Raw genomic sequence first — 26,755 nt, 5'->3', positions numbered from 1 at the left:
GGTCACCGCCGGGCCGATGCCGTTTCCGGAACAGGAAGTCTCCGATCTGAAATCTTCTCATAATTGTTCGTGAGCGCAGTCATCCCATTATTGTGTGCTGGGTCATTTATCTGAGCGATATCTGTTCGTAATGTGGTGGTCGGCCTTGTGCGATCTGTGCCCACCCGGGGTGCAGGGCGCAGGGTCTCCGCCGGACGACGACGCGGGCGGGTTGCACGGCCACCGGATACGGCGTTCCCAGCGCCGCACCACGAACTCCCCTCGGGCCGGCGCACCCCACCCCCATGGTTCGCCGGCGGTGCTACCCCCGAGGACACACCGTGCCCCAGCGTCCCACCGCTCCGGCGCTCCGCGTCGCCGTCGTGGCCACCACTGCCGCCGCGGCCGCAGCCCTGTCCGTGCTTCCCGCCGCCACCGCGGCCCCGGCCCCGGACACCACTCCCGAACTCGGCACCGCGACGGTCACCCACGACGTCGTGCCCGCCACGAACGTGCTGCCCGTCTCGCTCACCACCGCGGGCAACCCGGCCGCGCAGAACGTCGCCGCCGCCACCGACGCGGCCGCACAGGCCGGCCAGGCCGTCGCCGCGCGCCAGACCGCGCTGTCCACCGCGATGGCCCAGATCGGCAAGCCCTACAGCTGGGGCGCCACCGGCCCGAGCGCCTTCGACTGCTCCGGCCTGGTGTCCTACGCGTTCTCCGCCGCCGGCAAGGACGTGCCGCGCACCAGCCGCGCCCAGGCGACCGCGGGCACCCCGGTCAGCCGCTCCGAGCTGCAGCCCGGTGACCTGGTCTTCTTCTACAGCCCGGTCAGCCACGTCGGCATCTACATCGGCGGCGGCCAGATCGTGCACGCCTCGACCAGCGGCAAGCCGGTGAAGATCGACGACATGGACCGGATGCCGTTCAACTCGGCGCGCCGGATCTGAGCCGCGGGGTCCGCCGCGCGCGGACCCGGCAGCGCGCCGTAGGTTCCGGCGCATGACCGCTTCGCACCGCCCGCTCGCCCTGATCACCGGTGCCTCCCAGGGCATCGGCGCCGCCGTCGCCCGGCAGCTCGCGCCGCGCTACGACCTGATCCTGGGCGGGCGCGACGAGGAGCGGCTGGCCGCGGTCGCCGACGAGCTCACCGCGGCCGGCCCGGTCGGCGTCCGCACCCTCGCCGTCGAGCTCACCGACGACGCGGCGCTGGCCGGCGCGCTGGCCGGGATCGACCGGCTCGACGCGCTGGTGCACTCCGCGGGCACCGGCGAGCTCGGGACCGTCGAGGAGACCCCGGCGCAGGCCTGGCGCAGGCAGTTCGACGTGAACGTGGTCGCCGTCGCCGAGGCCACCCGGCTGCTGCTGCCGGCGCTGCGCGCGGCCGGTGCGGCCGGCGGGGCCGACGTCGTGCTGGTGAACTCCGGCGCGGGCTTCACCGCCAGGCCCGGCTGGGTGTCCTACGCGGCCAGCAAGTTCGCGCTGCGCGCGTTCGGCGACGCGCTGCGCGCCGAGGAGTCGGCCCGCGGCATCCGGGTCACCTCGGTGCATCCCGGCCGGGTGGACACCGCGATGCAGCGGGCGGTCGTCGCGCACGAGGGCGGCGAGTACGACGGATCGCGCTTCCTGCGCCCGGAGTCGGTCGCGGCCGCCGTGCTCGCGGCGCTGACCGCGAGCCGGGACGCGCACCTCACCGAGATCGTGGTGCGGCCGCAGGGGTGAGCGCCGCGACCGTGCGGAGCTCGGCGAGCGCGGCGACGACCGGCGGGGTGCTCGCGACGGCCTCGCGCACCACCGCCAGGATCGTGCGCACCGGCACCGGCCGGACGACCGGGACCGCCCGGGTCCCGGCCGGGAGCCGCACCGCCCCGAGCTCGGGGAGCACGGTGATCCCGATCCCGGCCCCGACGAAGGCCAGCGCCGTCGGGTAGTCGTGCGCCTCCACGTGGAACGGCGGCCGGAACCCGGCGGCCGAGCAGGCCTCGACGAGATTGCGCCGGCACCAGCCGCGGGCGAAGTCGTTGTCCACCCAGCGCTCGCCGGCGAGCTCGGCCAGCTCGATCTCGGACCGGGCGGCCAGCGGATGGCCGTCCGGGAGGACGACGACGTACGGATCGTCGAGCAGGTGCACCACGCCGAACCCGGGCCGGCCCCGGAAGTCCGGCCGCTCGACCGCGATCTGCACGTCCGAGCACTGCGCCGGATCGTCCGGCAGCGACTCGCGCAGCGCCAGGTCCAGACGCACGCCCGGGAAGTCGGCGGTCAGCCGGTGCACCACGCCGGGCAGCCAGGCGGCGCCGACGGAGGCGAAGTAGGACAGCGACAGCGTGCCGGTCCGGCCGGCCCGCAGGTCGGCCACGACGGTCTCGGCCTCGCCGAGCCGGGCGAGGATCGCATCGGCCTGCTCGGCCAGCACGGTGCCGGCCGCCGTCACCCGCAGGCCGCGCCCGGCCCGTTCGAACAGGGCGAGCCCGGTCTCCCGCTGCAGCGCGGTGACGTGCTGGCTGACCGCCGACGGCGTGTAGCCCAGGTTCGCGGCGGCCGCCTGGACCGATCCGCTCGCGACGACGGACCGGAACACCCGCAGGCGGTGCGTGTCGAGCATCGGCCAATCGTACAGCGCTACTGAATCCATCGGTAGGAAGAGTCGCTGGTACTTAATGGTTCGCGGGAGCAGGCTGAGCACATGACGCCGTTCCCCGCCCGGTACCGGGCGCTGCTCCCGCTCGCCGCCGCCGCTGTCACCGTCGTGCTCTGGGCCTCGGCGTTCGTCGGGATCCGGGCGGTCGGCCACGATCTGTCGCCGGGCGCGCTGGCGCTGGGCCGGATGCTGGTCGGCTCGGCGACGCTGACGGCGATCGTGCTGGCCGTGCACACCCGGCGCGGCCGGCCGGTGCCCCGGCCGGCGCCGGGACTGCTCGGTGCGGTCGCGCTCTGGGGTGCCGCCTGGTTCGGGCTCTACAACCTGGCCCTCAACGCGGCCGAGCGGCACCTGGACGCCGGCACCACCGCGCTGCTGGTGAACGTCGCACCGGTGGTCGTCGCGGTGCTCGCCGGACTGCTCCTCGGCGAGGGCTTCCCGGTCCGGCTGCTGATCGGGATGGCGGTCGCGTTCGGCGGCGTCGCGCTGATCGCGGCGACCACCTCGGCCGGCGGGACCGACGTCGCCGGGGTGCTCCTCGGGCTGGTCGCGGCACTGGTCTACGCCGGCGCCGCGGTCGCGCAGAAGCGGCTGCTCGCCCGGATCGACGCGCTGACCGTCACCTGGCTCGGCGCGCTCGCCGGGACCGTGGCACTGCTGCCGTTCCTCCCCGCCCTGCTCGGCGAGCTCGCCACCGCACCGACCGGGGCACTCGCCGGGACCGTGTACCTCGGCGTGTTCCCGACCGCGATCGCGTTCCTGACCTGGGGCTACGCCCTGTCCAGGACGAGCGCCGGCCGGCTCGCGGCGGCCACCTACGCGGTCCCGCCGATCGTGGTGCTGCTGTCCTGGGGCCTGCTCGGCGAGATCCCGGCCCCGCTGGCACTGGCCGGTGGTGCGCTGTGCCTGGCCGGTGTCGCCGTCGCGACCCGGCGCGGCCGCCCGATCCCCACCGGATCGGTCGGACGACCGATCCCCACCGGCTGATTCCGGTCTACCCTCGCCGGTATGGGGGACGAGCAGGGGGACGACGGCAGGGCCCTGATCCGGGTGTCCGATGCCGAGCGACAGGAGACGGCCGAGCGCCTCAAGATCGCCCACGACGAGGGCAGGCTGTCGCTCACCGAGTACGACGAGCGGCTGCGCGCGGCCTACGCGGCGACGGTGCGCGCCGATCTCGTGGCGCTCGAGGCCGACCTGCCCCGGGTGCGCCGCAAGGACCTGCCCGCGGTGCGCGCGGAGCGGGCGGAGGCCGAACGGGCCGACCAGATCCGCGAGTACACCAAGGAGTGGCGGTCGTGGGCCGGGGTCGCGGTGCTGCTCACCACGATCTGGGGGATCACCTCGATCGCGTCCGGCCAGCTGAACTTCTTCTGGCCGATGTTCCCGATCGGCATCTGGGGCGCGGTGCTGGTCGCGCAACTGTTCTGGCGCGACGACGACTGACCCGGGACTAGAGTCCTGGCATGCTCGATCCCGGCCGCGTCGACCTGGCTGCGCTGGCCGACGCGCTCGACGACCGGTCGCCCGACGTCCGGTGGTACCTCGATCCGGACACCGGGGCGGTCGCGGCGCACCCCGCGGGGGACCCCCCGCCGGCCGGCGACCGGGTGCTGATCGAGCCGGTGACCAGCCGCGAGTCGTACCGGGACATGTCCGACTTCACCGCGGGCGTGCAGCACCGGCGGGCCGGCGCGCTGCTGGACCGGGCGATCGACGGGCGGGGCGCCTTCCGCCGGTTCAAGAACACGCTGTTCGAGTTCCCCGAGGTGCGCGACCAGTGGTACCGCTTCCGGGACGCTCGCTCCCGGCGCCGCGCCGTCGACTGGCTGGCCACCGCCGGGCTGATCTCCGAGGCCGACGCCGAACGCGTCCGGGCCCGCCATCCCGATCCCGACCCGTCGAACGAGGACGTGCCCGCGGCCGTCGCCGACGATCTCGTCGCGCACTACGGTCCGCGACTGCGGCAGGTGCTGCTGTTCGGCTCGTGGGCCAGCGGCGAGGGATCGGTGGAGTCCGCGATCGACCTGCTCCTGGTGCTCGACGACGAGCAGGCCCCGGTCGACCCGTGGCAGGAGCTCGCCTCGGTGGACGAGGTGCTGTGGCGGCACACCCAGCGCAGCGGGCTCACCATCAGCGTGCTGCCGGTCGGTCAGCGTGAGCTCGCCCGGCCGGACGATCCGACGGTGATCCGGGCCCGCGCCGAGGCGGTACGCGTGCGATGAGCACCGGCCGGCACCGCCCCGGGATCGCCAGGGCCCGCACCGAGCTCGCGGGTGCCCGGCTGCTCGCCGGGCACGGCTACGCCGACGCGGCGGTGTCGCGCTCGTTCCACGCCGCGTTCCGGGCCGCCGAGACGGCGCTGCTCGTGCTGGGGGAGACTCGGGCCGAGCACTCCGACGTGGTCAGCGCGTTCGTCCGCCGGGTGGTCCGGGAGCGCTCGCTCGACCCGCGGGCCGGGCGGCTGCTCCGCTCACTGTACAACCGGCGCGGCCTGGCCGACCACTCCGACGTGCCGGCCCCGGCCGCCGAGGCGGACGCCGCGCTGGCCGACGCCGCGTTCGTGATCGACGCGGTCGCGGCCTGGCTCGCGGAGCCCTCGCTCAGCAGCCCGCCGGACCCGAGCAGCGGCACCACCCGGCGGCCGGCGCGGCCGGTCCGCCGGGCCCGTCCGGCGCGGGCCGCCGACTCCTGACCGGGCCCGGACCGCACCGGGTCCGGACCGCACCGGGTCCGGACCGGGCGTCAGAAGAAGTCGCCGCCGAAGTCGCCGCCGCCGTCGAACATGCCGCCGCCGTCCCCGCCGTCGAACCCGCCGGGATCGTCGAAGCCGCCGCCGTCCGTGCCACCGTCCATGCCGCCGCCGTCCATGCCGTCGGCTCCGGCGTAGGCGGCCTGGTCGGCACCGGCCATCCCGCTGAACAGCGAGGTGAACAGCAGCGCCGATCCGACGCCCCACGCCCCGCCGATCAGCGCGGGCTTCCACCACGGCTCGGAGTACCAGCCGCGCGGCACCGGGCGCCCGGCCACCGTCCCACCGGGGTAGTAGTGGTTGTTGCGGTCGGTCGGCTGCGGCGACGCGCCCAGCGTGCGCCCCTCGACCTCGACCTCGCGCTCCTCGGTGACCGCACCGGCCCGCGCCTGGCCCGGGAGCGGCGGCAGCTCGGGGCCGGGGTCCATCCCCATCGCGGTCCGGGCGGCGCGCACGTAGTACAGGCCCTCGTACGCGGTCTCGGTGACCTGGCGGGTCTGGGGCACGGTCCGCGCCTGCTCCATCTGCGACCCGGCCGCGGTGTAGCGCTCCGCGGCGTCGGCGAGCGCCTGCCGGGACGGCTCGTCGGTCCCGGTCAGCGACAGCACCTGGCCGCCGAGCCGCTCGACCCAGCGGCGGGCCTCGGCCTTCGCGTCGTCGAGCTGCGCGGCCTGGTCCGCCTGATGCCTGCGGACCAGCCAGACCACGGCGGCGACCGCCGCCAGCGCGACGATCAGTGTGAGCAATGCTCCGGTCATATCGGACCTCCCACCCGGGTCAACGCACGAGATGCCCGCCGCGTTCCGGGCGCCGGCTTCAGCGGACGACGTTGACCAGGCGGCCCGGCACCACGATCACCTTGCGCGGCTCCGCACCGGCCAGCGCCGCGACAATCTTCTCGTCGGCCAGCGCCGCCGCGCGGATCTCGTCCTGCCCGGCGTCGGCCGGGACCGTGATCCGGGACCGCACCTTGCCGTTGACCTGGATCGGGTACTCGACGGTGTCGTCGACCAGGTACCGCTCGTCGGCCTGCGGGAATGGCGCGTAGGCCAGCGAGCCGTCGTGCCCCAGCTTCTGCCACAGCTCCTCGGCGATGTGCGGGGCCAGCGGCGCCAGCATCAGCACCAGCGCCTCGGCGACCGGCCGCTCGACCGGCGCGGCCCGCTTGGTCAGCACGTTGTTCAGCTCGATCAGCTTCGCGGCTGCGGTGTTGTAGTGCAGCGCAGGGACGTCCTCGCGGACGCCGGCGATCGCCTTGTGCAGCGCGCGCAGCACGTCCTCGCCGGGCTCGGCGTCGACGACGGTGACCTCGCCGGTCTGCTCGTCGACCAGGTTGCGCCACACCCGCTGCAGGAACCGCTGCGGGCCGACGACGTCGCGGGTCGACCACGGCCGGGAGGCGTCCATCGGGCCGGTGTACATCTCGTAGAGCCGGAACGTGTCCGCGCCGTAGCGGTCGCACATCTCGTCCGGCGTCACGACGTTCTTCAGCGACTTGCCCATCTTCCCGTACTCCCGGGTGACGGGCTCGCCGTTCCACGTGAAACGCGGCGTGCCGTCCGGGCCCGCCTCCTCGACGACCTCCTCGGCCGGCACGTAGGTGCCGCGGGCGTCGGTGTAGGCCCAGGCCTGGATGTAGCCCTGGTTGAACAGCCTGCGGAACGGCTCCTCACTGGACACGTGGCCCAGGTCGAACAGCACCTTGTGCCAGAACCGCGAGTACAGCAGATGCAGCACCGCGTGCTCGACGCCGCCGACGTACAGGTCGACGCCGCCCGGGTCCTCGGTGCCCGGCTGCGCCTCGGACGGGTCGGTGCCCAGCCAGTACCGCTCGGCCTCCGGCGAGACGAACCGCTCGGAGTTCTCCGGGTCCAGGTAGCGCAGGTAGTACCAGCAGGAACCGGCCCACTGCGGCATCGTATTCGTCTCGCGCCGGTACGCCCTCGGACCCTGGTCGCCACCGGCGGCGCCCAGGTCCAGCTCGACGTACACCCACTCCGCGGCCCGGGACAGCGGCGGCTCGGGCTCGCTGTCCGCGTCGTCCGCGGCGTAGGTCTTCGGCGCGTAGTCGTCGACGTCGGGCAGCTCGACCGGCAGCTGGTCGGCGGGCAGCGAGATCGGGCCGTGCTCGTCCCACACGATCGGGAACGGCTCGCCCCAGTAGCGCTGCCGGGAGAACAGCCAGTCCCGCAGCTTGTACTGCACGACGCCCTCGCCGGAGCCCTTGGCCGCCAGCCAGTCGATGATCGCCCGCTTGGCGTCGGCGACGCCCAGGCCGTTCAGGCTGATCTCGTCGTTCGCCGAGTTGACCGCAGGCCCGTCGCCGGTGAACGCCTCGCCCGACCAGTCGGCGCCCGGATCCACGGTGCGCACGATCGGCAGGCCGAACGCGGTCGCGAAGTCCCAGTCCCGCTGGTCCTGCGCGGGCACCGCCATGATCGCGCCGGTGCCGTAGCCCATGAGCACGTAGTCGGCGACGAAGACCGGGATCTCGGCCCCGTTCACCGGGTTGACGGCGTACGCGCCGGTGAAGACGCCGGTCTTGTCCCGGTTCTCCTGGCGGTCCAGCTCGGACTTGCGGGCCGCCTCGGCCCGGTAGGCCGCGACCGCCTCCGCCGGGGTCGCCGCGCCGCCGGTCCACCGCTCGTCGGTCCCGGCGGGCCAGGCCGCGGGGGTGATCTCGCCGACCAGCGGGTGCTCCGGCGCCAGCACCATGTAGGTGGCCCCGAACAGCGTGTCCGGCCGGGTGGTGAAGACCTCGATGCCGGCGTCGGCGTCGCACACGCCGAACGTGACCCGTGCGCCCTCGGACCGGCCGATCCAGTTGCGCTGCATCGCCTTGACCGACTCCGGCCAGTCGACCCGGTCCAGGTCGGCGATCAGCCGGTCGGAGTAGGCGGTGATCCGCATCATCCACTGCCTGAGACTGCGCCGGAACACCGGGAAGTTGCCGCGCTCGGAGCGGCCGTCGGCGGTGACCTCCTCGTTCGCCAGCACGGTGCCCAGCCCCGGGCACCAGTTGACCGGCGCCTCGGAGATGTAGGCCAGCCGGTGCGAGTCGATCAGCCGGCGGCGCTCGCCCTCGGACAGCCCGGTCCACGGCCGGCCGTCCGGGGTGGGCCGCTCACCGCTCTCGAAGGACGCGCGCAGCTCGGCGATCGGGCGGGCCCGGTCCGCGTCGGTGTCGTACCAGGCCTCGAAGATCTCCCGGAAGATCCACTGCGTCCAGCGGTAGAACGGGATGTCGGTGGTCGAGACCGACCGGCGCGGGTCGTGCCCCAGGCCCAGCTGGCGCAGCTGCTGCCGGTACCGGGCGATGTTCGCCTCGGTGGTGGCGCGCGGGTGCGTCCCGGTCTGCACGGCGTACTGCTCGGCGGGCAGCCCGAACGCGTCGAACCCCATCGGGTGCAGCACGTTGTGCCCGGTCATCCGCAGGTAGCGGCCCAGCACGTCGGTGCCGATGAAGCCGAGCGGGTGCCCGACGTGCAGGCCGGAGCCGGACGGGTACGGGAACATGTCCATCAGGTAGAACTTCGGCTTCTCCGAGCCCGGCTCGCCGGGGCCCGGGGCGTGGAAGGTCTGCTCGGCCTCCCAGAAGTCCTGCCACTTGCGCTCGATCCGGGCGGCCATCTCGGCGTCGTACCGGAAGGCCGGACGGTCGGTTCGGTCACCGGTCGCCGGTGCCGCGCTGGTCTCGGTGGTCATGTCCGCTTCACCTCGGGAAACATGTCGTGACGGCCCGTGCCCGGGGCCCGGAACACGCTGCGACCCCTCCGCACCCGGTGCAGGAGGGGTCGTCGCCGCGCCGGCGTGTCGTGACGGCGGTCTCGCTGCCGACCTCAGCCCGGCGCGGCGCCGGGAAGTCGGTGCTGCCGGTGGGGCAGCCGACGTCGGGCCGCGCACATGTGACCAGGGTAGCCGGGGCGGGCGGGCCCGCTGCGCCGGGTTCTACCCTGGTCACGTGCCCACCATGCTGCGCCTGGTCCTCGCCGTCCTGCTCCTGCTGGCCGGAGCGGTGCTCGTCGTGCTCGCCGTGCTCGGTGCGAGCGGCAGGCTGCCGCGCAACAGGTTCGTCGGTGTCCGCACGCCGAGCAGCCTGCGCACCGCGGACGCGTTCGCCCTCGCCAACCGGGTCGCCGCGCGCCCGCTGGGCGCGGCCGGCCTGATCGGGCTGGTCGGCGGGACCGCGCTGCTGCTCACCGACCGGGGTGGCGCGGCCCCGTGGGTGCTGGCCGTCATCGCGCTGGCCGGGGTGGTCGTCATGGCCGGTCTCGGCGGCTCGTTCGGGGCCCGGGCCGCGGAGATCGCGATCGCCGAGCAGGCCCCCGCGCCGTCCTGCGCCGGTGTCTGCACCGGCTGCGACCTGGTGGCCGGCTGCGGCGGCCCGGCGGAGTCCGACCGGCGGGCCGGGGAGCGCAGCGCGGGCACCGGCCGCTGATCCCGGCGGGACCCCGGATCAGCCCGGCGGCGGGAGCGCCCGCTCGATCTCGTCGGCGGCGGCCGGTGCGCCACCGGCCGCGGCGATCTCGCCGGCCATCCAGCTCAGCCGCTCGCGCACCGCGGGATCGGTGCTGACCTGCTGCACCGCCGACCACAGCCGGTCCGGGGTGAGGGTGGCCGGATCGAGGGTGACGCCGAGCCCGAGCTCGGCGATCCGGTCGGCGTTCGCCCGCTGCTCGGCCATCTGCGGCAGCGCCACCAGCGGGACCCCGGCTGCGAGGCCCTCCATCGTGCCGCCCATCCCGGCGTGCGTGACGAAGGCCGCGGCGTGCCGCAGCACCGACACCTGCGGGACGCTGCGGTGCACCTCGACCCCTGCCGGCAGCGGGCCGAGCTCGGCCGGGTCGACGTCGCCGACGGCGAGCACGACGTGCCGGCCACGCCCGGCGAGCCCGGCCAGGATCGTCCGGTAGAGGGCGGGGCGCCGGTTGTAGGCGCTGCCGAGCGACACCAGCAGCACCGGCCGGTCGCCGTCCGGCGGGGTCCAGCCGGTCTCGGCCGCGCGGTCGCCGAGCACCGGGCCGACGAACCGGAATCCCTCGAAGGTCTCCCCGGCGTACTGGAACGCCCGGGGCAGGGTGACCAGCCGCTGGGCCGCGGCGCTGCCCTCGAAGAACCCCCGGACGTCCCGGATTCCCTCCCTGCGCAGGTAGGAGCCATATCTCATCATTATGGCGAGAAACCGTGGGGCGAGCGGGTTCAGCCGCGTGTAGCGGTTCATCGACCAGTGCCGGTTGCTGACCAGGTTCGGCCAGACCTCCACGCCGAGCGGCACGTAGTGCGACGCGGTGGCCATCGGCGGCAGGGTAGCTCCGCCGGTGCGTCCGCCCGGATCAGTTCTGCGCGGGGTCCGCCGGGAAGGTGGCGAGCAGCGCGAGCGGGATCCCCTGCCGGCGCAGCACCCGCTCCCACAGCCGGTCGTGCGAGGTCGTCAGCAGGTCGTCCGGGAGCCCCGGCACGACGAACCAGTCGCCGCGGGCGATCTCCCCGTGCAGCTGCCCGCCGTCCCAGCCCGAGTAGCCGGCGAAGATCCGCAGCCCGCGCAGCCGGGGTGCGAGCGGGGCCGGATCGGAGTCGAGATCGACCAGCTGCACCGGGGGCCGGACCGGCATCAGGCCGCTCAGCCCGCGGGTCGACTGCCCGGTGCGCAGCGCGGCGAGGCAGAGCGCGGTCTGCGCCTCCACCGGCCCGCCGACGAACATCGAGCCGGGATCGCTGGTCACCCCGGCCCATCGGGGGAGCACGTCGCGCACGGCGGACCGGCCGGGCCGGTTGAGCACGACGCCGAGACTGCCGTGCGGACGGTGCTCGATCATGTAGACGACCGTCCGGGCGAAGTTCGGATCACCCAGACCGGGGGCGGCGACGAGCAGGCTGCCCGGTGTGACCGGGGGAAGGGCGGCGCCTCGGGTGGCGCGGTGTTCCCGCACGGCGTCAGTTTCGCACCCGCCCCGGGGGTCCGCTTTCGGCACCCGTGTGCAGTAGCGCCACCCGACCGATGGACGCCGGACCGGGCGGGTCGTCCGGGGCGCTCGGCACCCGGCGCGGACGATCGTGTGTACGGACGTCTGAACGGGGTCACCGGCCGGGCACGCTCCGTACGTACGTCATAGACGATCGTCTATGACGTACGTACAGCTCAGAGGTTCTCGGCCGCCCAGGCCCGCAGCGCCGCCTCGGCCTCGTCCGGCCCGAGCGGGCCCTGCTCCATCCGCAGCGCGAGCAGGTGCTGGTAGGCACGGCCGACCGCCGGGCCCGGCGGGATGCCGAGCAGCCGCATGATCTGGTTGCCGTCGAGGTCCGGCCGGATCGCGTCGAGCTCCTCCTGCTTGCGCAGCTCGGCGATCCGCCGCTCCAGCCCGTCGTAGTTGCGCTGCAGCGCCGCCGCCCGCCGCCGGTTGCGGGTGGTGCAGTCGGACCGGACGAGCTGGTGCAGCCGGTCCAGCAGCGGGCCGGCGTCGGTCACGTACCGGCGGACCGCCGAGTCGCTCCACTCGCCCTTGCCGTAGCCGTGGAACCGCAGGTGCAGGTAGACGAGCTGGGAGACGTCGTCGATCAGTGCCTTCGGGTACTTCAGCGCGCGCAGCCGCTTGCGGGTCATCTTGGCGCCGACCACCTCGTGGTGGTGGAAGCTGACCCGGCCGTCCGGCTCCTTGCGCCGGGTGGCCGGCTTGCCGATGTCGTGCAGCAGCGCCGCCAGCCGCAGCGTCAGGTCCGGGCCGTCGGTCTCCCGCTCGATCGCCTGCTCCATGACGACCAGCGAGTGCGTGTAGACGTCCTTGTGCTGCATGTGCTCGTCGGTCTCCAGCTGCATCGCCGGCACCTCGGGGACGACGTGCTGCGCCAGCCCGGTGTCGCAGAGCAGCTCGATCCCGCGCCGCGGGTGCGCGCCGAGGACCAGCTTGGAGAACTCGGCCTGCACCCGCTCGGCGGTGATCCGGGACAGCTCGTCGGCCATCGCGGTCATCGCCGCGGTCACCCGGTCGGCCGGGGTGAAGCCGAGCTGGGACACGAACCGGGCGGCCCGCAGCATCCGCAGCGGATCGTCGGCGAAGGAGCGCTCGGGGAGGTCCGGGGTGTCGAGGACGCCCTGGGCGAGGGCGGCGAACCCGCCGTGCGGGTCGACGAACCGGCGCTCCCCGAGCTCGACGGCCATCGCGTTGACCGTGAAGTCCCGCCGGACCAAATCGCCCTCGATGTCGTCGCCGAAGCGGACCTCGGGATTGCGGGACCTGCCGTCGTAGGTGTCGGCACGGAACGTCGTCACCTCGATCACCTGATCGCGGCGGCGCAGCCCGACGGTGCCGAACGCGATCCCGGTGTCCCAGACCGCGTCGGCCCAGCCGCGGACGGCCTCCAGGATCTGTTCCGGCCGGGCGTCGGTGGTGAAGTCCAGATCGCCGGAGTCCCGGTCCGACACCCCGGTGCCGCGCAGCAGCGCGTCCCGGACGCTGCCCCCGACCAGGTAGATCCGGTGCCCCCGCTCGGCGAACCGGGCCGCCAGCTCGTCGGCGACGGCCGGCACGTCCAGCATCTGCATCACGGCGTCCTCCTGCGAGCGCTTCAGCCCCTCCGGATCCGGCCCGGGGCCGGACTCCCGACCGCCCCGGGCAGCCGGGCGCGGGTTCTGGGCGGAGGTCACGGGACGCGAGGTGACGGACGGCGTGGACACGACCGGCCAGTGTAGGCAACGCGCCCGGGCGGGGCCCGCGGGTACGGGTCCGGGCGGGACGGCGGGCCCGCAGATCAACGGGCAGCCGACCGCCGCGAGCCCGATCGGTGACGGCTCGTCGACCCACCGAGATGCCACCGTCTCGTTACCATCGCCACATGTCCACCTCCCGCGGCCGCTCCGGGGGGCGTCGCGCGGGACGCTCGTCCGACCGGCGCCGCCGCCTGCGCACGGTGGACGAGACGTCCGCGGGTGGCCTCGTCGTCGATCCGCGCTCGGGCGCCGCGGCGCTGATCGGCCGGCTGGACCGGCGCGGCCGGCTGCTGTGGTCGCTGCCCAAGGGGCACATCGAGGCCGGTGAGACCGCGGAACAGGCGGCCGTGCGCGAGGTGCAGGAGGAGACCGGCATCATCGGTGAGGTGCTGGCACCCCTGGGCACCATCGACTTCTGGTTCGTGGCCGAAGACCGCCGCGTGCACAAGACCGTGCACCACTACCTGATGCGCGCGCTGGGCGGCGAGCTCTCCGACGAGGACGTCGAGGTCTCCGAGGTGGCCTGGGTGCCGCTCGGCGAGCTGGAGGGCCGGCTCGCCTACGCCGACGAACGCCGGTTGATCCGGCACGCGGCCAACCTCCTGGAGGAGACCGCGTGAGCCGGGTCGCGGCCCTGGTCGCGATCCTGCTCGCCGCCCTCCTGTCCGGGTCGGTGGCACTCCCCGCCCCGGCGCGGGCCCAGGAGCAGCCGGATGTGGCACCGGTCCGGCTGGAGGTCGACGCGATGTCGCCCCGGGTCGTCACCTCGGCCGGGCCGCCGGAGCTCGTCGTCACCGGTTCGGTGACCAACACCGGACCGGATCCGGTGGACGACCTCTCGCTGCGGGTGCAGCGCGGACCCGCGGTCGGCGGCGAGCCGGCGCTGCGCGCGGCGTTCGCCGGGGAGGCCCCGGTGGACGACGCGACGCCGGCGTTCACCGAGCTGGGGCCGGTCGCCCCCGGCGGCTCCGTCCCGTTCCGCTACTCGGTCCCGCTGACCGGTGACCGGGCGGACTCGCTCGCGCTGCCGGGCCCGGGCACCTACCCGCTGCTGGTGAACCTCAACGGCACGGTGAACGGCACCCCGTCCCGGATCGCCGGGATCCGCAGCGTGCTGCCGGTCTCGTCGCTGCCCGGCGCGCCGGCCGACCCGGGCACCTCGGCGACCCCGGTGTCGATGCTGTACCCGATCACCGACGCCCCCCGGCGGATCCCGCCGGTGCCGGGGCAGGTCCCGGTGCTCACCGACGACGACCTGGCGACCTCGATGGCTCCCGGCGGGCGGCTGTACGGCCTGGTCGACGCGCTGTCCGACGGCGCGCCACCCGGCTCGCCGGTCCGCACCGCGCTCTGTCTGGCGATCGATCCCGAGCTGGTGGCGACGGCGGCGGCGATGAGCGGCGGCTACGAGGTGACCGTCGGGCCGGGCGGCGAGACCGCCCCCGGGCGGGGCGCCGCGGCCGCGGCCGAGTGGCTCGAGGCGCTCCGGGGTGCCGCGGCCGGGTCCTGCGTGCTGGCCCTTCCCCCGTCCGACGCCGACCTGGTCGCGCTGGTCCGCGCCGGCCAGGCGGAGCTGGCCCGCACCACCCTCGAACAGGGCCGGGCCGCGCTCGCCGAGCTGCTGGGCGCCACCGTCCTGAGCGACGTCGTGTGGCCCGCCGACGGCGTGCTGGACGAGCCGACCCTGGAGGCGCTCGGCGGCGGCACGCGGTTCCTGCTGTCGTCGGACGGCGTGTCCTCCGGGCAGACGTCCGGGGTGGTCCGGCTCAACGACGGTCCCGCCGGTGGGGACCGGGCGGTGCTGGCCGATCCGTTGCTCGCCCAGGCCGCGACCGGCCCGGCCGTCGTCGAGCTGCAGGACGGTGGCGCCGGGGGTCTGGCCGGCCAGGAGCTGGCCGGGGCGCTGGCGTTCCGGGCGGGCACCGGCGGCACGGCCGGCCCGGATGGCCCGGCCGGTTCGCTGCTCGTCGCCCCGCCGCACGGCTGGGCCGCAGGCCGGGAGGCCGCCGCCGGGATCCTGTCGGCGCTGACCGCCCTGATCCAGGACGGCAGGCTCGCCGCGGCCGGGCTGCCCGGCGTCGCGGCCCAGGCCGATCCGGCCGCCGAACCGGCCCGGCTGTTCTACCCGGTGCAGGCCGGCGGGGCGGAGATCCCCGGCCCGGTGATCGACACGGTGGCCGACCAGGTCCGGTCGATCGAGGGACTGCGCGGCGCCGCGGAGGCCCGGACCGGGGTCGGCGCGAGCCCGGCCGAGGTGTTCGATCCGCTGGTCCGCGGGACGCTGCGGGCGGCGTCGTCGTGGTGGCGGGCGGACCCGGCCCGGGCCGAGCGGGAGGCCGCGATCGTGGCCGGGCGGATCGAGCAGATCCGGGCGTCGGTGCGGGTCGTGCAGCCGCCGAGCCCGTACTCGCTCGGCACCAGCGACGCGCCGCTGCTGATCACGGTGGCCAACGGGCTGCCGGTCACGATGAACGTCCGGGTGGTGCTGTCCAGCACCACCGGCCTGCGGGTGGCCCCGATCCCGGTGCAGGCGGTCCCGCCGCTGGGCCGGGTGCAGGTCCGGGTGAGCGCGCAGGTGACGCGGTCCGGCCAGTTCGGGGTGGACGCGGGCCTGCGCACCCCGGACGGCGCGGAGCTCGGGCCGGACACCCGGCTCCGGGTCCGGTCGACCGTCTACGGCACCGTCACCGTCTGGCTGACCGGGATCGCCGGCGCGTTGCTGGTGGTGCTGGTGGTGCGCCGGATCGTCCGCCGGGTGCGCGCCGGGAGCGGCTCCGGCGACGCCTCGGGGGGCGGCCCGGCAGGCGGCCCGGACAGCGGGCCGGACGGCGGGCCGGACGGTGCTGCGGGCCCCCGGGCGGCGTCGCCCACCGGCGCCGGCGGCGAGGCCGCCGCACCCCCCGCCGCGGACCGGGCACCGCCGCGCTGAACGGCGGCCCACTCACCCGCAACGGGTCGTCCACGGATCCAGGACGACCGTTCGTCGCATGAAAACGACATTTCGCCGAATACCGTCGGCTGTGCGGCGAACCTGTCCGGACCCCCGGCCGATGACTGTTCGAGCGGGTCGCGAAGGCGGTCCTCGACTCGTCCGGAAGGGACGGGGTGACGTAGGCTGATGCCCGACGAGACATCAGCGCGCCAGGGGGAGGCGAAGCCGTTGAACGGGCAGATCGACGAGCGCGCTGCCCGTACGGAACTTCACCCGAACCCCCAGGCCGACGCGGCGGGCACGCACCCCTCGCTGGACCCGGCCGGTGCCGTCGATCCGGCCACCGCCACCACCCACGACGGCCGTGAGCAGTCCCCGGCGGCCGACGGCGGGGCGACCGCCCGGGTGCCCGCGCAGACCCGGGCCACCGAGCGGATCCCCGCGGCGCGGGACGCCGTCGGCACCGCGGCGGGCTCCCCGCTCACCGACCGTTACGTGCTCCGCCAGCGGACCGGCTCCGATCCCTCGGCCGGCGCCGAGTTCTGGCGCGCCGAGGACACCGTGCTGCGCCGTCCGGTCGCCGTCACCCTGCTCCGCAGGCTGCCCGCCGACGACCGTTCGGACGATCCGGAGGGCTCGGCCCGGGCCGGCGAGATGATCGTCCGCGCGCTGCGGTCGGGCTGTTTCGAGCACCCCGGCAGCGCGCGGCTGCTGGACGTGCTGGCCCCGGCACGCACGGCCTCCCGGCCGACGTGCTGGGCGCGGCCGTCGCCGAGTGGGTGCCGGGCAGGTCGCTCGCCGAGACCGTCGCCGACGGGCCGGTCCGGGCGCAGCGGGCGGCGAAGGCCGTCGAGACACTCGCCGCCGCCGCGACCGAGGCCCACCAGCAGGGCCTGGTGCTCGGCTGCGACCACCCGCAGCGGATCCGGATCACGCCGGACGGCCGCGCGATCCTCGCCTTCCTGCTGCCCCGCCCGTCGGTGTCGGCCGCCGACGACGTGCGCGGGCTGGGCGGGCTGCTGTACACGCTGCTGACCCGCCGCTGGCCGCTCTCGGTCGCCGACGCCGCCCGGGCCGGGCTGGTCGCCGCGGACCGGACCCCGACCGGCCGGCTGCGCTCGCCGGCGCAGCTGCGCCCGGGCGTCCCGCTGGAGCTGGACACGCTGTGCATGGGCGCGCTCGGCCAGGCGGGCGAGGGCGGTCTCGGGCGGGTGCACACCGCGGCCGCGATGCACCGGATGCTGGCCGACGTCGTCGCCGAGCACGCGGACCAGGCGTTCTTCCCGCCGGTGCACGACGGCGCCCCGTCCGATCCGGACGACGTCTGGCAGGACTCCGATCGGCTCCCCGACACCCGCAACGATCCGCAGCGCCGCCAGAACCTGCGGGTCGGCCTGGCCGTGCTGGCGATCGGCGTGCTCATCGTGCTCGGCTACCTGGGCATCCAGGTGGGCGCGCTGTTCGGCGGCTCCAGCACCCCGCCGGTCGTCATCCCGCCGGCCGCGACGGCGCCGGTCCAGCAGGGCCAGGCTCCGGCCGCGGTCGCCGCCCCGGTGCAGGACGTGTCGGTCCAGGTCTTCGACCCGGCCGGGGACGGGGACAACGCCGCCACCGTCGACCGGGTGGTCGACGGCGACCCGTCGACCACCTGGAGCACCAGCCGGTACTTCCAGCAGTTCCCGGCGCTCAAGCCCGGGATCGGGATCATGGCGTCGTTCGGCTCGCCGGAGCCGGTGAGCCGGCTGACGATCGACTCGGCGAGCGCGGGCACCGTCGTGGAGGTGCGCACGGCGCCCACCGCGGACGCCACGCTCGGGCAGACCGATCTCGTCCGCACCGTGACCCTGGAGCAGGGCGAGACGGTCGTCCCGCTGGACGCCGCCGAGCCGACCGGCCACGTCCTCCTGTGGATCACCGGCCTCGGCCCCGGCAACCAGAGCGAGATCGGCGAGATCTCCTTCGAGCGGGCCGTCCAGTAGCCCACCCCGGCAGCCCGCCGTTCGCAGCCGCGAACGGTACCGGCCGGACGCCGGTGGCCGGACCCGCACCGGACCTACCGTGCGCCGGTGCCCACCGTCGACCGGTCCCCGCGGCCCGCCGCGCCCGACCTGGACGAGGTGTTCCGTGCGCACGCAGACCGGCTCTGGTCGGTCGCGCTGCGCATCCTCGGCGATCGGGCCGACGCCGAGGACGCGGTCCAGGAGGCGTTCCTGGCCGCGCTCCGCTCGTCGCACTTCCGGGGTGAGGCCGCCCCCGGGACCTGGCTGCACCGGATCCTGGTGAACGGCTGCATCGACCGCATCCGGGCCCGGGCCCGGCGCCGGGACGCCGACGATGCCGGCGCGGCCGTCGTCCGGGATCCGGCCGGGCCGCTGGTGACCCGGCTGACGGTCGACGACGCGCTCGCCGTGCTGCCCGTCGAGCAGCGGGTGGCGGTGGTGCTGGTGGACGGGCTCGGCTACCCGGTCGCCGAGGTCGCGGAGATCTCCGGCGTCGCGGACGGAACGGTGAAGAGCCGCTGCGCGCGGGCCAGGGCCCGCTTGGCCGCGGAGCTCGGGTGCCTGCACGAGGAGGACCGATGAGCACGTCCGGGGAGCCTTCTCGCCACACTGACACGAATCAGTCGGAGAGTTCTTCTCGGAGCGACGAGAACAGGGATCCACCTGGTGAATGTCATATCGACGATAACGTTGCGGTGCAGGTGCGGCTCGGGGTGGCCCTCGGGCCGGTCCCGATGCCCGACGACGTCGCCGGCCGGATCCGCGGGCGGCTGCACGACGAGCTCACCGGCGGCACCCGCACCCCGCCGGACACCCGGTGGGCGACCGGCCGGTCGCCCACCACCCGCCCCGGTCGGCCGCCGCGACCCCGGAGCGCCCGGCTGCTCGCCGCGGCGGGCTCGGTCGCCGCGATCGCCGTACTCGCCGCCCTGCCCGCGTTCCTGCGGGCGGCCGCGGACCGGCCCGGCCCGGCCCCCCGGCCGGTCGCCGCCGACACCCCGGAGGCACTCCGCAGCGCCGCGCCGGGCGCCGGGGCCCCCGCCGGGCCGCTCGCCGATCCCGGGCGCGTGCGGGACTGCCTGACCGCCGCCGGCGCCGACGACCCGGACGCGCCGCTGCTCGCCACCCGGCCGTATCCGGTGCAGGGTGAGCCCGGGGTGCTGCTCGTCCTCGGCACCCCCGAGCCCGGCCGGCTGCGGCTGCTCGTCGTCCCGCCGGACTGCGGCCCGGGCAACGGCCGGGTGCTCCTGGAGGGCCGCGCTCCGTGACCGTTGCGGGACCGATCGGCCGGGCCCCGGTTCGCGCCCGGAGCACCGGGAATGCCCCTGTCTAGGATCTCGTTCGAGAGAACAGACAGCTACGACGCGGGGCAGACCCCCGCGGGCCCCGTCATCGCGCAGCCCGCACGGGCAGCGCCAGGAGGGATCGGTACCGGTGAGCACCCATGACACCGTGCACAACCTGATCATCATCGGCTCCGGCCCGGCCGGCTACACCGCCGCGGTGTACGCCGCACGGGCCCAGCTGGCACCGCTCGTCTTCGAGGGCAGCCAGTTCGGCGGGGCGCTGATGACCACCACCGAGGTCGAGAACTACCCCGGCTTCACCGACGGCATCATGGGCCCCGAGCTCATGGAGCAGATGCGCGGCCAGGCCAAGCGCTTCGGCGCCGACCTGCGCGCGCAGGACGTCGACGAGGTCTCCCTCGAGGGCGAGATCAAGGAGGTCCGGGTCGGGAAGGAGACCTTCCGCGCCCGGGCCGTGATCCTCGCGATGGGTGCCGCGCCGCGCTACCTGCACGTCCCCGGTGAGCAGGAGCTGCTCGGCCGCGGCGTCAGCTCCTGCGCGACCTGCGACGGCTTCTTCTTCCGCGACCAGCACATCGCCGTGATCGGTGGTGGCGACTCCGCGATGGAGGAGGCCACCTTCCTCAGCCGGTTCGCCGAGACCGTCACCGTCGTGCACCGGCGCGACGAGTTCCGGGCCTCGAAGATCATGCTCGAGCGCGCCCGGAACGACCCGAAGATGCGCTGGCGCACCAACACCGAGGTCATCGAGGTCACCGGCGACGGCTCGGTGAAGCAGCTGCAGCTGCGCGACACGGTGACCGGCGAGACCGACACGCTCGACGTGACCGGCATGTTCGTCGCGATCGGGCACGACCCGCGCAGCCAGCTGGTCCGCGGCCAGGTCCCGCTCGACGACGAGGGCTACGTGAAGGTGCTCGACCGCAGCACCTACACCGACCTGCCCGGCGTCTTCGCCTGTGGCGACCTGGTGGACCACACCTACCGGCAGGCCGTCACCGCGGCCGGGTCCGGCTGCTCGGCCGCCATCGACGCCGAGCGCTGGCTGGCCGGGCACCCGATCTCGCCCGAGCTGGCCGGCGGCGGCTACGGCGACGCGCCCGCCGAGGAGGTCGCCCGGGCCGCGCACTGACGCCCCGGCACGACCACCCCACCCACCACCCGACCCGTTCCGACCGAAGGAGAAACCCATGGCCAACACGATCGACGTCACCACCGGTTCGTTCGACCAGGACGTCCTCAAGAGCGACAAGGCCGTCCTGGTCGACTTCTGGGCCACCTGGTGCGGCCCGTGCAAGATGGTCGCCCCGGTGCTCGACGAGATCGCCGGTGAGCACGCCGAGAAGCTCACCGTCGCGAAGCTCGACATCGACGCCAACCCGGAGGTCGCCCGCGACTACCAGGTGATGTCGGTGCCGACGATGATCCTGTTCAGCGGCGGCAAGCCGGTGAAGCAGATCGTGGGGGCGAAGCCGAAGGCCGCCCTGCTGGCGGATCTCTCCGACCACATCTGACGATCACTCGCGCGCGTCTAGCGCATCGAGATCACGCTGCGTGTCCCGGTTGATCACAACCGGGACACGCGCGTGTACGCCCCGCTGCACTACCCCGCGGCCCGGGCAGGGCACAATGGTCGTCGGCCGTCGCCCGGTTCGACCGGGTGCGACCAACCGACAACGGGGCGCCACACGGCGCCATCGACTGCGAGCGAGGGGTGCATGCAGCTGCTCCGGCGCGGGGACTTCGGTCCTGCTGTTCTCGAGGTCCGGGTGACGCTGCAGCAGCTCGGTCTGCTGCCCGAACTGCCGGCGGACTCCGCGTCCCGGCATCAGTTCGACGACGCCATGGACCACGCCGTCCGGGTCTTCCAGCAGAGGCGTGGCCTGATCACCGACGGCATCGTCGGCCCGGACACCGCCCGCGCGCTGCGCGAGGCCGGGTGGACGCTGGGCGACCGGATGCTGTCGTTCACCCTCTCCACCCCGACCACCGGTGACGACGTCGCGATGCTGCAGGAGCGGCTGCTCGAGCTGGGGTACAACTCCGGCCGCCCGAGCGGTCTGTTCGACCAGCAGACCGAGCAGGCCCTGATGCGCTTCCAGCGCGACTACGGCATGGTCCCGGACGGCGTCTGCGGGCCGGAGACGCTGCGCGCGCTGCGCCAGCTCGGCCGCAAGGTGACCGGCGGTCGTCCGCACCTGCTTCGCGAGCAGGAGCTGCTGCGCCGGGCCGGGCCCCGGATGCGCGGCAAGCGGATCGTGATCGACCCGGGGCACGGCGGGAACGACCGCGGCGTCGAGGTCGCCGGCGTCACCGAGGCCGACCTGATGTGGGACCTGGCGCACCGGCTGGTCGGACGGATGTCCGCGACCGGCATGGAGGCGCTGCTGTCCCGGCCGGAGTGCGGGAACCCGCCGGACGCCGATCGCGCCGAGTTCGCGAACGAGGTCGGCGCCGATCTCGTCGTGTCGTTGCACACCGACGCGAGCTTCAGCCCGAACGCCCAGGGGCTGGCGACCTACTACTTCGGCAACGGCTCCGGCACCACGTCGAACGTGGGGGAGGCGCTCGCCGGGCTGATCCAGCGCGAGCTGCTCACCCGGACGTCGATGCTCGACTGCCGGAGCCAGACCTGCACCTGGGAGCTCGTCCGGCGGACCCGGATGCCGGCCGTCCGGATCGAGACGGGCTACCTGACCCACCTGGGGGACCGGCGCAAGCTGCTCGATCCCGGCTTCCGGGACGTGGTGGCCGAGGGCATCCTCGTCGCGGTGAAGCGGCTCTACCTGCTCGGCCAGGACGACCAGCCGACCGGGACGTTCACCTTCAACGACGTGCTGGCCCGCGAGTACGGCAGGGACCAGATCAGGGCCGTTTAGGCCCATTCCGACGTTTCCCGGCCCCGTACACCGGGGCCGTCCCGGAAGTCGATCAGCGGCGATCTCAGGAAGCCCTGAGATCGCCGCTGACGTATGTTCAGGCCCCGTTCGACGCCTGGCAGCGGCCGGCCCGAACGGGGGTCTTCGTCGCGACCGGCGCCGGGGCCTGCATCGGGATCGTCACCGTGTTGAACAGCTGTTCGAGAGCGGCCTCGACATCGGACTTCCATTCGATTCCGGAACGGAGCTCCATCCGCAGTCGCGGCCACCTGTGGTGCGGGCGGACGGTCTTGAACCCGACCGACCGGAGGAAGTCCGCCGGCACGACACAGTCGGCCTCGGTCCCGGGACGGGCGTCACCGAACGCCTCGACGGCGCGGACGCCGCGGCGTACCAGCTCCTTCACGACGGCCTGGGCGAGCGCGCGGCCCAACCCCTCCCCGGAGAACTCCGGCAGCACCTGCATCGTCGTGAGCAGCACCGCATCGGCGCTGACCGGGCCGGTCGGCATCTCGGTGGCCCGGGGGACCGAGACGGGCGGGGCGAACAGCACGTACCCGGCGGGGGCGCCGCCGACGTAGACGACCCGGCCGCAGGATCCCCACTCGAGCAGGACCTCGGACAGCCAGGCTTCCTTCTCCAGATCGGTGGTGCCGTAACCGTCAGCCTGTTCGGCCAGCTTCGGAGACAGTTCCCAGTAGACACAATTCCGGCAGCGCTTGGGCAGATCACCCAGATTGTCCAGATTGAGCGCGGCCACATGCCAGGACACGGATCGAACCTCCGGCTGTCGTCGTCGCGCGGGACTCGCGCACATCCGCGGAACGATCGGCCCCGGAGATCGTCCCCCGAACCGGCGCAACAGCCCCCGTCGCTGTATCCGGTCCCCGCAATGGACCCGGCGATCCGCCTGCCCCGAGGGTAAGCGGAATTCGGCGCCACCGTCACCCCGGAAAGGCCCACCGGTCCCTCCGTGACGACGAAGGGCAAGCCGATCACCCGTCGTGGTTACACTCGGCCGACCATTCATCTCGTCGAAGGGGAGCACCCCGATGGCCTCGCCCGATCGTCCGCAGCAGCCCGACGCCCGCCGCACCGCGGCAGCGGCGGCGGCCGCAGCGGCAGGGGAGGGCGTCGTGCCGGCCCCGCTCCCGGACGGGTTCGCGGCGCCGGCGCTGCTGCCCCCCACCGAGCGCTTCGCGGCGCGCACGGCCGGGATGACGGCGTCGGAGATCCGGGCGCTGTTCGCCGTCGCGAGCCGGCCGGAGGTGGTGTCGCTGGCCGGCGGCATGCCGAACCTCGCGGCGCTGCCGCTGCAGTCGCTCGCCTCCGAGGTCGCCGAGCTGGTCGACGTCGACGGGATGACCGCGCTGCAGTACGGCTCCGCGCAGGGCGTGCCGCAGCTGCGTGAGCAGATCTGCGAGGTCATGCGCGAGGAGGGGATCGAGGGCGACCCGAACGACGTCGTGGTGACGGTCGGCTCGCAGATGGCGCTCGACCTGCTCACCCGGATCTTCGTCGACCCGGGCGACGTCGTGCTGGCCGAGGGACCGTCCTACGTCGGCGCGCTGGGCAGCTTCGCCGCCTACCAGGCCCGCGTCGTGCACGTCGCGATGGACGAGCACGGGCTCGTCCCCGCGCTCCTGCACGAGGCGCTGGAGTCGTTGTCCCGGAAGGGCATCACCCCGAAGTTCCTGTACACGATCCCGAACTTCCACAATCCGGCCGGCGTGACGCTCGCCCACGAGCGGCGCCCGCAGATCCTGGATCTGTGCCGCCGCTACGGCGTCATGGTCATCGAGGACAACCCGTACGGGATGCTCGGCTTCACCGGCGAGGTGCATCCCGCGCTGCGGTCGTTCGACCCGGACGTGATCTACCTCGGGTCGTTCTCGAAGACGTTCGCGTCCGGCCTGCGGGTCGGCTGGGCGCTGGTCCCGCCGCTGGTCCGCGACCGGCTCGTGCTGGCCGCGGAGTCGGCGACGCTGTGCCCGCCGAGCTTCACGCAGATGCTCGTCTCGCGGTACCTGTCGCATCACGACTGGCGCAGCCAGATCAAGACGTTCAGCGAGAACTACCGGGAGCGGCGCGACGCGATGCTGGCCGCACTCGAGGCGCACCTGCCGGAGGGGTGCAGCTGGACTGTGCCGGACGGCGGGTTCTTCGTCTGGCTCACCGTGCCGGCCGGCGTGGACACGAAGGCGATGCTGCCGCGCGCGGTGACCGCACGGGTCGCGTACGCGTCCGGAACCGGCTTCTACGCCGACGGGTACGGCAGCCGGCAGCTGCGGTTGTCGTTCTGCTTCCCGACGCCCGAGCGGATCACCGAGGGGGTCCGCCGACTGGCGGCCGTCCTGGAGGCGGAGCTCGACGTGGTGCGCACGTTCGGCACGCCGGACCGGCCGGAGCTCAAGCGGGGCTCGGACAATCCGGCGCCCGACACGACCTGACCGTGTTTCACGTGAAACGCCCCGGATCGGAAGGTCCGGGGCGTTCCCGTCTCCGGGGCATGGAGCAGAATGCCCGGGTGAGCGATCGAACGGTGGCCGTGCTGGCCGGAGGTCTGTCCCACGAGCGCGAGGTGTCGCTGCGGTCCGGCCGCCGGCTCGCCGGTGCGCTCCGTGCGAACGGCGTGGACGTGCGGGAGTGGGACGTCGACGGCGCGCTCCTCGGCCGGTTGAACGACGAGCGCCCGGACGTCGTCGCGGTCGCACTGCACGGCGGCGAGGGGGAGAACGGGGCCGTCCAGCAGATCCTGGAGCTCCTGCACATCCCGTTCGTGGGCACCCCGTCGGGAGCCTGCCGGCGCGCCTGGGACAAGCCGAGCGTGAAGGCGGAGCTGGTCCGCGCCGGGCTGACGACGCCGGACTGGGTGGCACTGCCGCACTCCACGTTCCGGGAGCTCGGCGCGCAGGGAGTGCTGAGCGCGATCGTCGAACGGCTGGGCCTCCCGCTGGTGCTCAAGCCGGACCAGGGGGGATCAGCGCTGGGCGTCCAGGTGGTGCGTGACGCCGCCGAACTCCCGGCCGCGATGGTGAGCTCGTTCGCCTACGCCGACACGGTGCTCGCCGAGCGGTTCGTGAGCGGGACCGAGGTCGCGGTGTCGGTCGTGCACGACGGCGCCGAGCCGCGCGCGCTGCCCGCCGTCGAGGTCGAGGTGCCGTCCGGCTTCTACGACTACACCTGCCGCTACACGCCGGGTGCGGCGAGCTTCCACTGCCCGGCCCGGCTCCCGGACGATGTCCTGGCCATGCTGGCGGAGACCGCGCTCGCCGCGCACCGCCTGCTCGGTATGCGGGACCTCTCGCGCACCGACGCGATCGTCGACGACGAGGGGCGCGTGCACGTGCTGGAGATGAACGTGTCGCCCGGCCTGACCGACACCTCGCTGCTCCCGACCGCGGTAACCGCCGCCGGTTCGGACCTGGCGACCGTGTACCAGGCGTTGGTGGAACGGGCGGCCTCCCGCCCGGGCTGAGATGTTCCACGTGAAACCGGTGGATGTGGGCGCGCCGGTTTCACGTGAAACCCGCGCGGCGTCCGAGCTGGCGCGGGGCGACCGGCCGCGCTGCGATCCCTCGGGCAAGGGCCAGGGAGTACCGGACGGTCCGGACGTCGATCCGGCATCCACCGGCGCCCGGCCCGGGGAGCCAGGGGAGCGCGGCTCCGGCCGGGTGCTCGGGTGCGCCGGGCCGGGCCGCGACCCGTCCCTGGCCGGCGAGTTCGCGGCGGGCCGGACCGCACGCCGGCCGGCGCGGTCCGCAGGCGCGCCGGGTCGGCGCGGATCCGGCCGGTGCGCAGGCAACCGGGAATCGCGCCCGTGACCGCGGCTCGCAGCGCCGACCCGAGCTGAGTCCGGAGCCTCGGGGAGGCGGGGCCGCGCATGGGTGGCCCAGCGCTGCACCGGAATCGGCGCTCGCGGGCGGGATCGGGGGAGGCCAGGGCAGAGCCCCGGGTGTGCCGAGGCGGAGCCCCGCGTCGAGGCGGAGCCCCGCGCCGAGGCGGTGCCCCGGGTGCTGGGGCGGAGCCTCGGGTGCCGGGGCGGAGCCCGACCCGCCGGACTGGAGCCCGACCACCGCGGAGGAGCCGGACGCTCCGGGGGGCGGGATCCCGGGCACGCCGGCTGCGGAGCGCGGGAGCTCAGCTGCCGACTCCCGCACTCCGAGGTGCGGTCGGGGCAGCGAGAGCAGGGCCGAACGCGTCAGCGCGGAAGCCGGACACGCCGGAGCGGGGTCCAGCGCTCCGAGGCAGAGCCAGGCACGCGAGAGCTGAGGCCGAGCACGCCGGCGCGAACCCGAGCACACCAGCGCAGAGCCCGCACACTCCGAGACAGAGCCCGGGCAGGCCGACGCGGACCCGAGCCTGCCAGCGCCGAACCCCGCACGTTCCGAGACAGAGCCCGAGCACCCGAGCGCGGAACCCGCGCACTCCGCGGCAGAGCAGGGGCACACCGACGCAGAGCCCCGCCACGCCGGCGTGGCACCCGAGCACGCCGGCGCGGACCCCGGACACTCCAGGGCGACCGGCCGACCCTCCGGAGCGGAGACCAACACCCGGAGG

General features: G+C 74.5%; 25 protein-coding genes. 17 read left to right on the top strand and 8 right to left on the bottom strand.

What is annotated here, in order from left to right:
- Positions 1–320: 320 nt before the first annotated feature.
- Positions 321–929: a C40 family peptidase gene (locus ACVJO7_RS08400; protein ID WP_344023806.1), complete on the top strand. Its 609-nt coding sequence runs from the start codon at positions 321–323 to the stop codon at positions 927–929.
- Between the two features lie 52 nt (positions 930–981).
- Entirely contained in the window at positions 982–1,701 is a 720-nt protein-coding gene (locus tag ACVJO7_RS08395) for an SDR family oxidoreductase (protein WP_344023808.1), read from the top strand.
- On the opposite strand, the gene ACVJO7_RS08390 is transcribed toward ACVJO7_RS08395, so the two are convergent.
- Entirely contained in the window at positions 1,670–2,584 is a 915-nt protein-coding gene (locus ACVJO7_RS08390; RefSeq protein WP_344023810.1) for a LysR family transcriptional regulator, read from the bottom strand. The two genes, ACVJO7_RS08395 and ACVJO7_RS08390, sit on opposite strands and share 32 nt — an antisense overlap.
- An 81-nt stretch (positions 2,585–2,665) precedes the next feature.
- Between ACVJO7_RS08390 and ACVJO7_RS08385 the strand changes: the two genes are divergently transcribed.
- From ACVJO7_RS08385 to ACVJO7_RS08370, 4 genes are read left to right on the top strand one after another with little or no spacing between them, the layout of a single operon-like run.
- Complete coding sequence (locus tag ACVJO7_RS08385) at positions 2,666–3,607, top strand: DMT family transporter (RefSeq protein WP_491672381.1); 942 nt, start codon at positions 2,666–2,668, stop codon at positions 3,605–3,607.
- Positions 3,608–3,628: 21 nt separating this feature from the next.
- The gene (locus ACVJO7_RS08380; protein ID WP_491672380.1) at positions 3,629–4,066 is read left to right on the top strand and encodes a DUF1707 SHOCT-like domain-containing protein; all 438 of its coding nucleotides are present in this window, start codon (positions 3,629–3,631) and stop codon (positions 4,064–4,066) included.
- A gap of 20 nt (positions 4,067–4,086) precedes the next feature.
- Positions 4,087–4,845, top strand: a complete 759-nt coding sequence (locus ACVJO7_RS08375) for a UPF0158 family protein (RefSeq protein WP_491672379.1) — start codon at positions 4,087–4,089, stop codon at positions 4,843–4,845.
- Complete coding sequence (locus tag ACVJO7_RS08370; RefSeq protein ID WP_344023818.1) at positions 4,842–5,315, top strand: HEPN domain-containing protein; 474 nt, start codon at positions 4,842–4,844, stop codon at positions 5,313–5,315. Before ACVJO7_RS08375 ends, ACVJO7_RS08370 begins: the two co-directional genes overlap by 4 nt.
- Before the next feature lie 50 nt (positions 5,316–5,365).
- On the opposite strand, the gene ACVJO7_RS08365 is transcribed toward ACVJO7_RS08370, so the two are convergent.
- On the bottom strand, positions 5,366–6,130 hold the full coding sequence (locus tag ACVJO7_RS08365; protein ID WP_491672378.1) for a hypothetical protein: 765 nt from the start codon (positions 6,128–6,130) through the stop codon (positions 5,366–5,368).
- A 58-nt stretch (positions 6,131–6,188) separates the two neighbouring features.
- Entirely contained in the window at positions 6,189–9,077 is a 2,889-nt protein-coding gene (leuS, locus tag ACVJO7_RS08360) for a leucine--tRNA ligase (protein ID WP_491672377.1), read from the bottom strand.
- Between the two features lie 265 nt (positions 9,078–9,342).
- Between leuS and ACVJO7_RS08355 the strand changes: the two genes are divergently transcribed.
- Positions 9,343–9,810 carry an SdpI family protein gene (locus ACVJO7_RS08355; protein WP_491672465.1) on the top strand — a complete coding sequence of 156 codons (468 nt, stop codon included), beginning with the start codon at positions 9,343–9,345 and terminating at the stop codon, positions 9,808–9,810.
- An 18-nt stretch (positions 9,811–9,828) separates the two neighbouring features.
- Here the strand turns inward: ACVJO7_RS08355 and ACVJO7_RS08350 are convergent, their stop codons facing one another.
- The 3 genes from ACVJO7_RS08350 to ACVJO7_RS08340 form a co-directional block, all read right to left on the bottom strand.
- Entirely contained in the window at positions 9,829–10,668 is an 840-nt protein-coding gene (locus tag ACVJO7_RS08350; RefSeq protein ID WP_491672376.1) for a nucleotide disphospho-sugar-binding domain-containing protein, read from the bottom strand.
- Positions 10,669–10,705: 37 nt separating this feature from the next.
- Positions 10,706–11,302 (bottom strand): YqgE/AlgH family protein, encoded by a 597-nt coding sequence (locus ACVJO7_RS08345; RefSeq protein ID WP_491672375.1) that lies wholly within the window; start codon positions 11,300–11,302, stop codon positions 10,706–10,708.
- A 209-nt stretch (positions 11,303–11,511) separates the two neighbouring features.
- Complete coding sequence (locus ACVJO7_RS08340) at positions 11,512–12,912, bottom strand: CCA tRNA nucleotidyltransferase (protein ID WP_344024358.1); 1,401 nt, start codon at positions 12,910–12,912, stop codon at positions 11,512–11,514.
- A 290-nt stretch (positions 12,913–13,202) separates the two neighbouring features.
- Between ACVJO7_RS08340 and ACVJO7_RS08335 the strand changes: the two genes are divergently transcribed.
- Entirely contained in the window at positions 13,203–13,697 is a 495-nt protein-coding gene (locus tag ACVJO7_RS08335; RefSeq protein ID WP_344023829.1) for an NUDIX hydrolase, read from the top strand.
- Entirely contained in the window at positions 13,694–16,006 is a 2,313-nt protein-coding gene (locus ACVJO7_RS08330; RefSeq protein ID WP_491672374.1) for a DUF6049 family protein, read from the top strand. The genes ACVJO7_RS08335 and ACVJO7_RS08330 overlap by 4 nt, the downstream gene beginning before the upstream one ends.
- Before the next feature lie 272 nt (positions 16,007–16,278).
- Here ACVJO7_RS08330 and ACVJO7_RS08325 read toward each other — a convergent pair whose 3' ends face one another.
- Entirely contained in the window at positions 16,279–16,494 is a 216-nt protein-coding gene (locus tag ACVJO7_RS08325; RefSeq protein ID WP_491672373.1) for a hypothetical protein, read from the bottom strand.
- Between the two features lie 267 nt (positions 16,495–16,761).
- Here ACVJO7_RS08325 and ACVJO7_RS08320 point away from each other — a divergent pair, with 267 nt between their 5' ends.
- From ACVJO7_RS08320 to ACVJO7_RS08295, 6 genes are all read left to right on the top strand, one after another.
- Positions 16,762–17,988 carry a protein kinase family protein gene (locus ACVJO7_RS08320; RefSeq protein ID WP_491672372.1) on the top strand — a complete coding sequence of 409 codons (1,227 nt, stop codon included), beginning with the start codon at positions 16,762–16,764 and terminating at the stop codon, positions 17,986–17,988.
- An 87-nt stretch (positions 17,989–18,075) separates the two neighbouring features.
- Positions 18,076–18,591 (top strand): sigma-70 family RNA polymerase sigma factor, encoded by a 516-nt coding sequence (locus ACVJO7_RS08315; protein ID WP_344023835.1) that lies wholly within the window; start codon positions 18,076–18,078, stop codon positions 18,589–18,591.
- Positions 18,592–18,704: 113 nt separating this feature from the next.
- The gene (locus tag ACVJO7_RS08310) at positions 18,705–19,277 is read left to right on the top strand and encodes an RsmA family anti-sigma factor (RefSeq protein ID WP_491672371.1); all 573 of its coding nucleotides are present in this window, start codon (positions 18,705–18,707) and stop codon (positions 19,275–19,277) included.
- A 166-nt stretch (positions 19,278–19,443) separates the two neighbouring features.
- Positions 19,444–20,448, top strand: a complete 1,005-nt coding sequence (gene trxB, locus ACVJO7_RS08305) for a thioredoxin-disulfide reductase (RefSeq protein ID WP_491672370.1) — start codon at positions 19,444–19,446, stop codon at positions 20,446–20,448.
- A 58-nt stretch (positions 20,449–20,506) separates the two neighbouring features.
- Positions 20,507–20,830: a thioredoxin gene (gene trxA / locus ACVJO7_RS08300; protein ID WP_344023839.1), complete on the top strand. Its 324-nt coding sequence runs from the start codon at positions 20,507–20,509 to the stop codon at positions 20,828–20,830.
- 204 nt (positions 20,831–21,034) lie between these two features.
- Positions 21,035–22,195, top strand: a complete 1,161-nt coding sequence (locus ACVJO7_RS08295) for an N-acetylmuramoyl-L-alanine amidase (RefSeq protein WP_491672369.1) — start codon at positions 21,035–21,037, stop codon at positions 22,193–22,195.
- Between the two features lie 97 nt (positions 22,196–22,292).
- Here ACVJO7_RS08295 and ACVJO7_RS08290 read toward each other — a convergent pair whose 3' ends face one another.
- Entirely contained in the window at positions 22,293–22,967 is a 675-nt protein-coding gene (locus tag ACVJO7_RS08290; protein WP_491672368.1) for a GNAT family N-acetyltransferase, read from the bottom strand.
- Positions 22,968–23,247: 280 nt separating this feature from the next.
- On the opposite strand from ACVJO7_RS08290, the gene ACVJO7_RS08285 reads away from it, so the two are divergent.
- Positions 23,248–24,645 carry an aminotransferase-like domain-containing protein gene (locus tag ACVJO7_RS08285; RefSeq protein ID WP_491672367.1) on the top strand — a complete coding sequence of 466 codons (1,398 nt, stop codon included), beginning with the start codon at positions 23,248–23,250 and terminating at the stop codon, positions 24,643–24,645.
- 77 nt (positions 24,646–24,722) lie between these two features.
- On the top strand, positions 24,723–25,673 hold the full coding sequence (locus ACVJO7_RS08280) for a D-alanine--D-alanine ligase family protein (protein ID WP_491672366.1): 951 nt from the start codon (positions 24,723–24,725) through the stop codon (positions 25,671–25,673).
- Positions 25,674–26,755: the final 1,082 nt, after the last annotated feature.

This window comes from Pseudonocardia sp. DxW (assembly GCF_058448985.1).
Note: the sequence above shows the minus strand (reverse complement) of the source record. Positions and strands in the feature narration are given on the sequence as shown.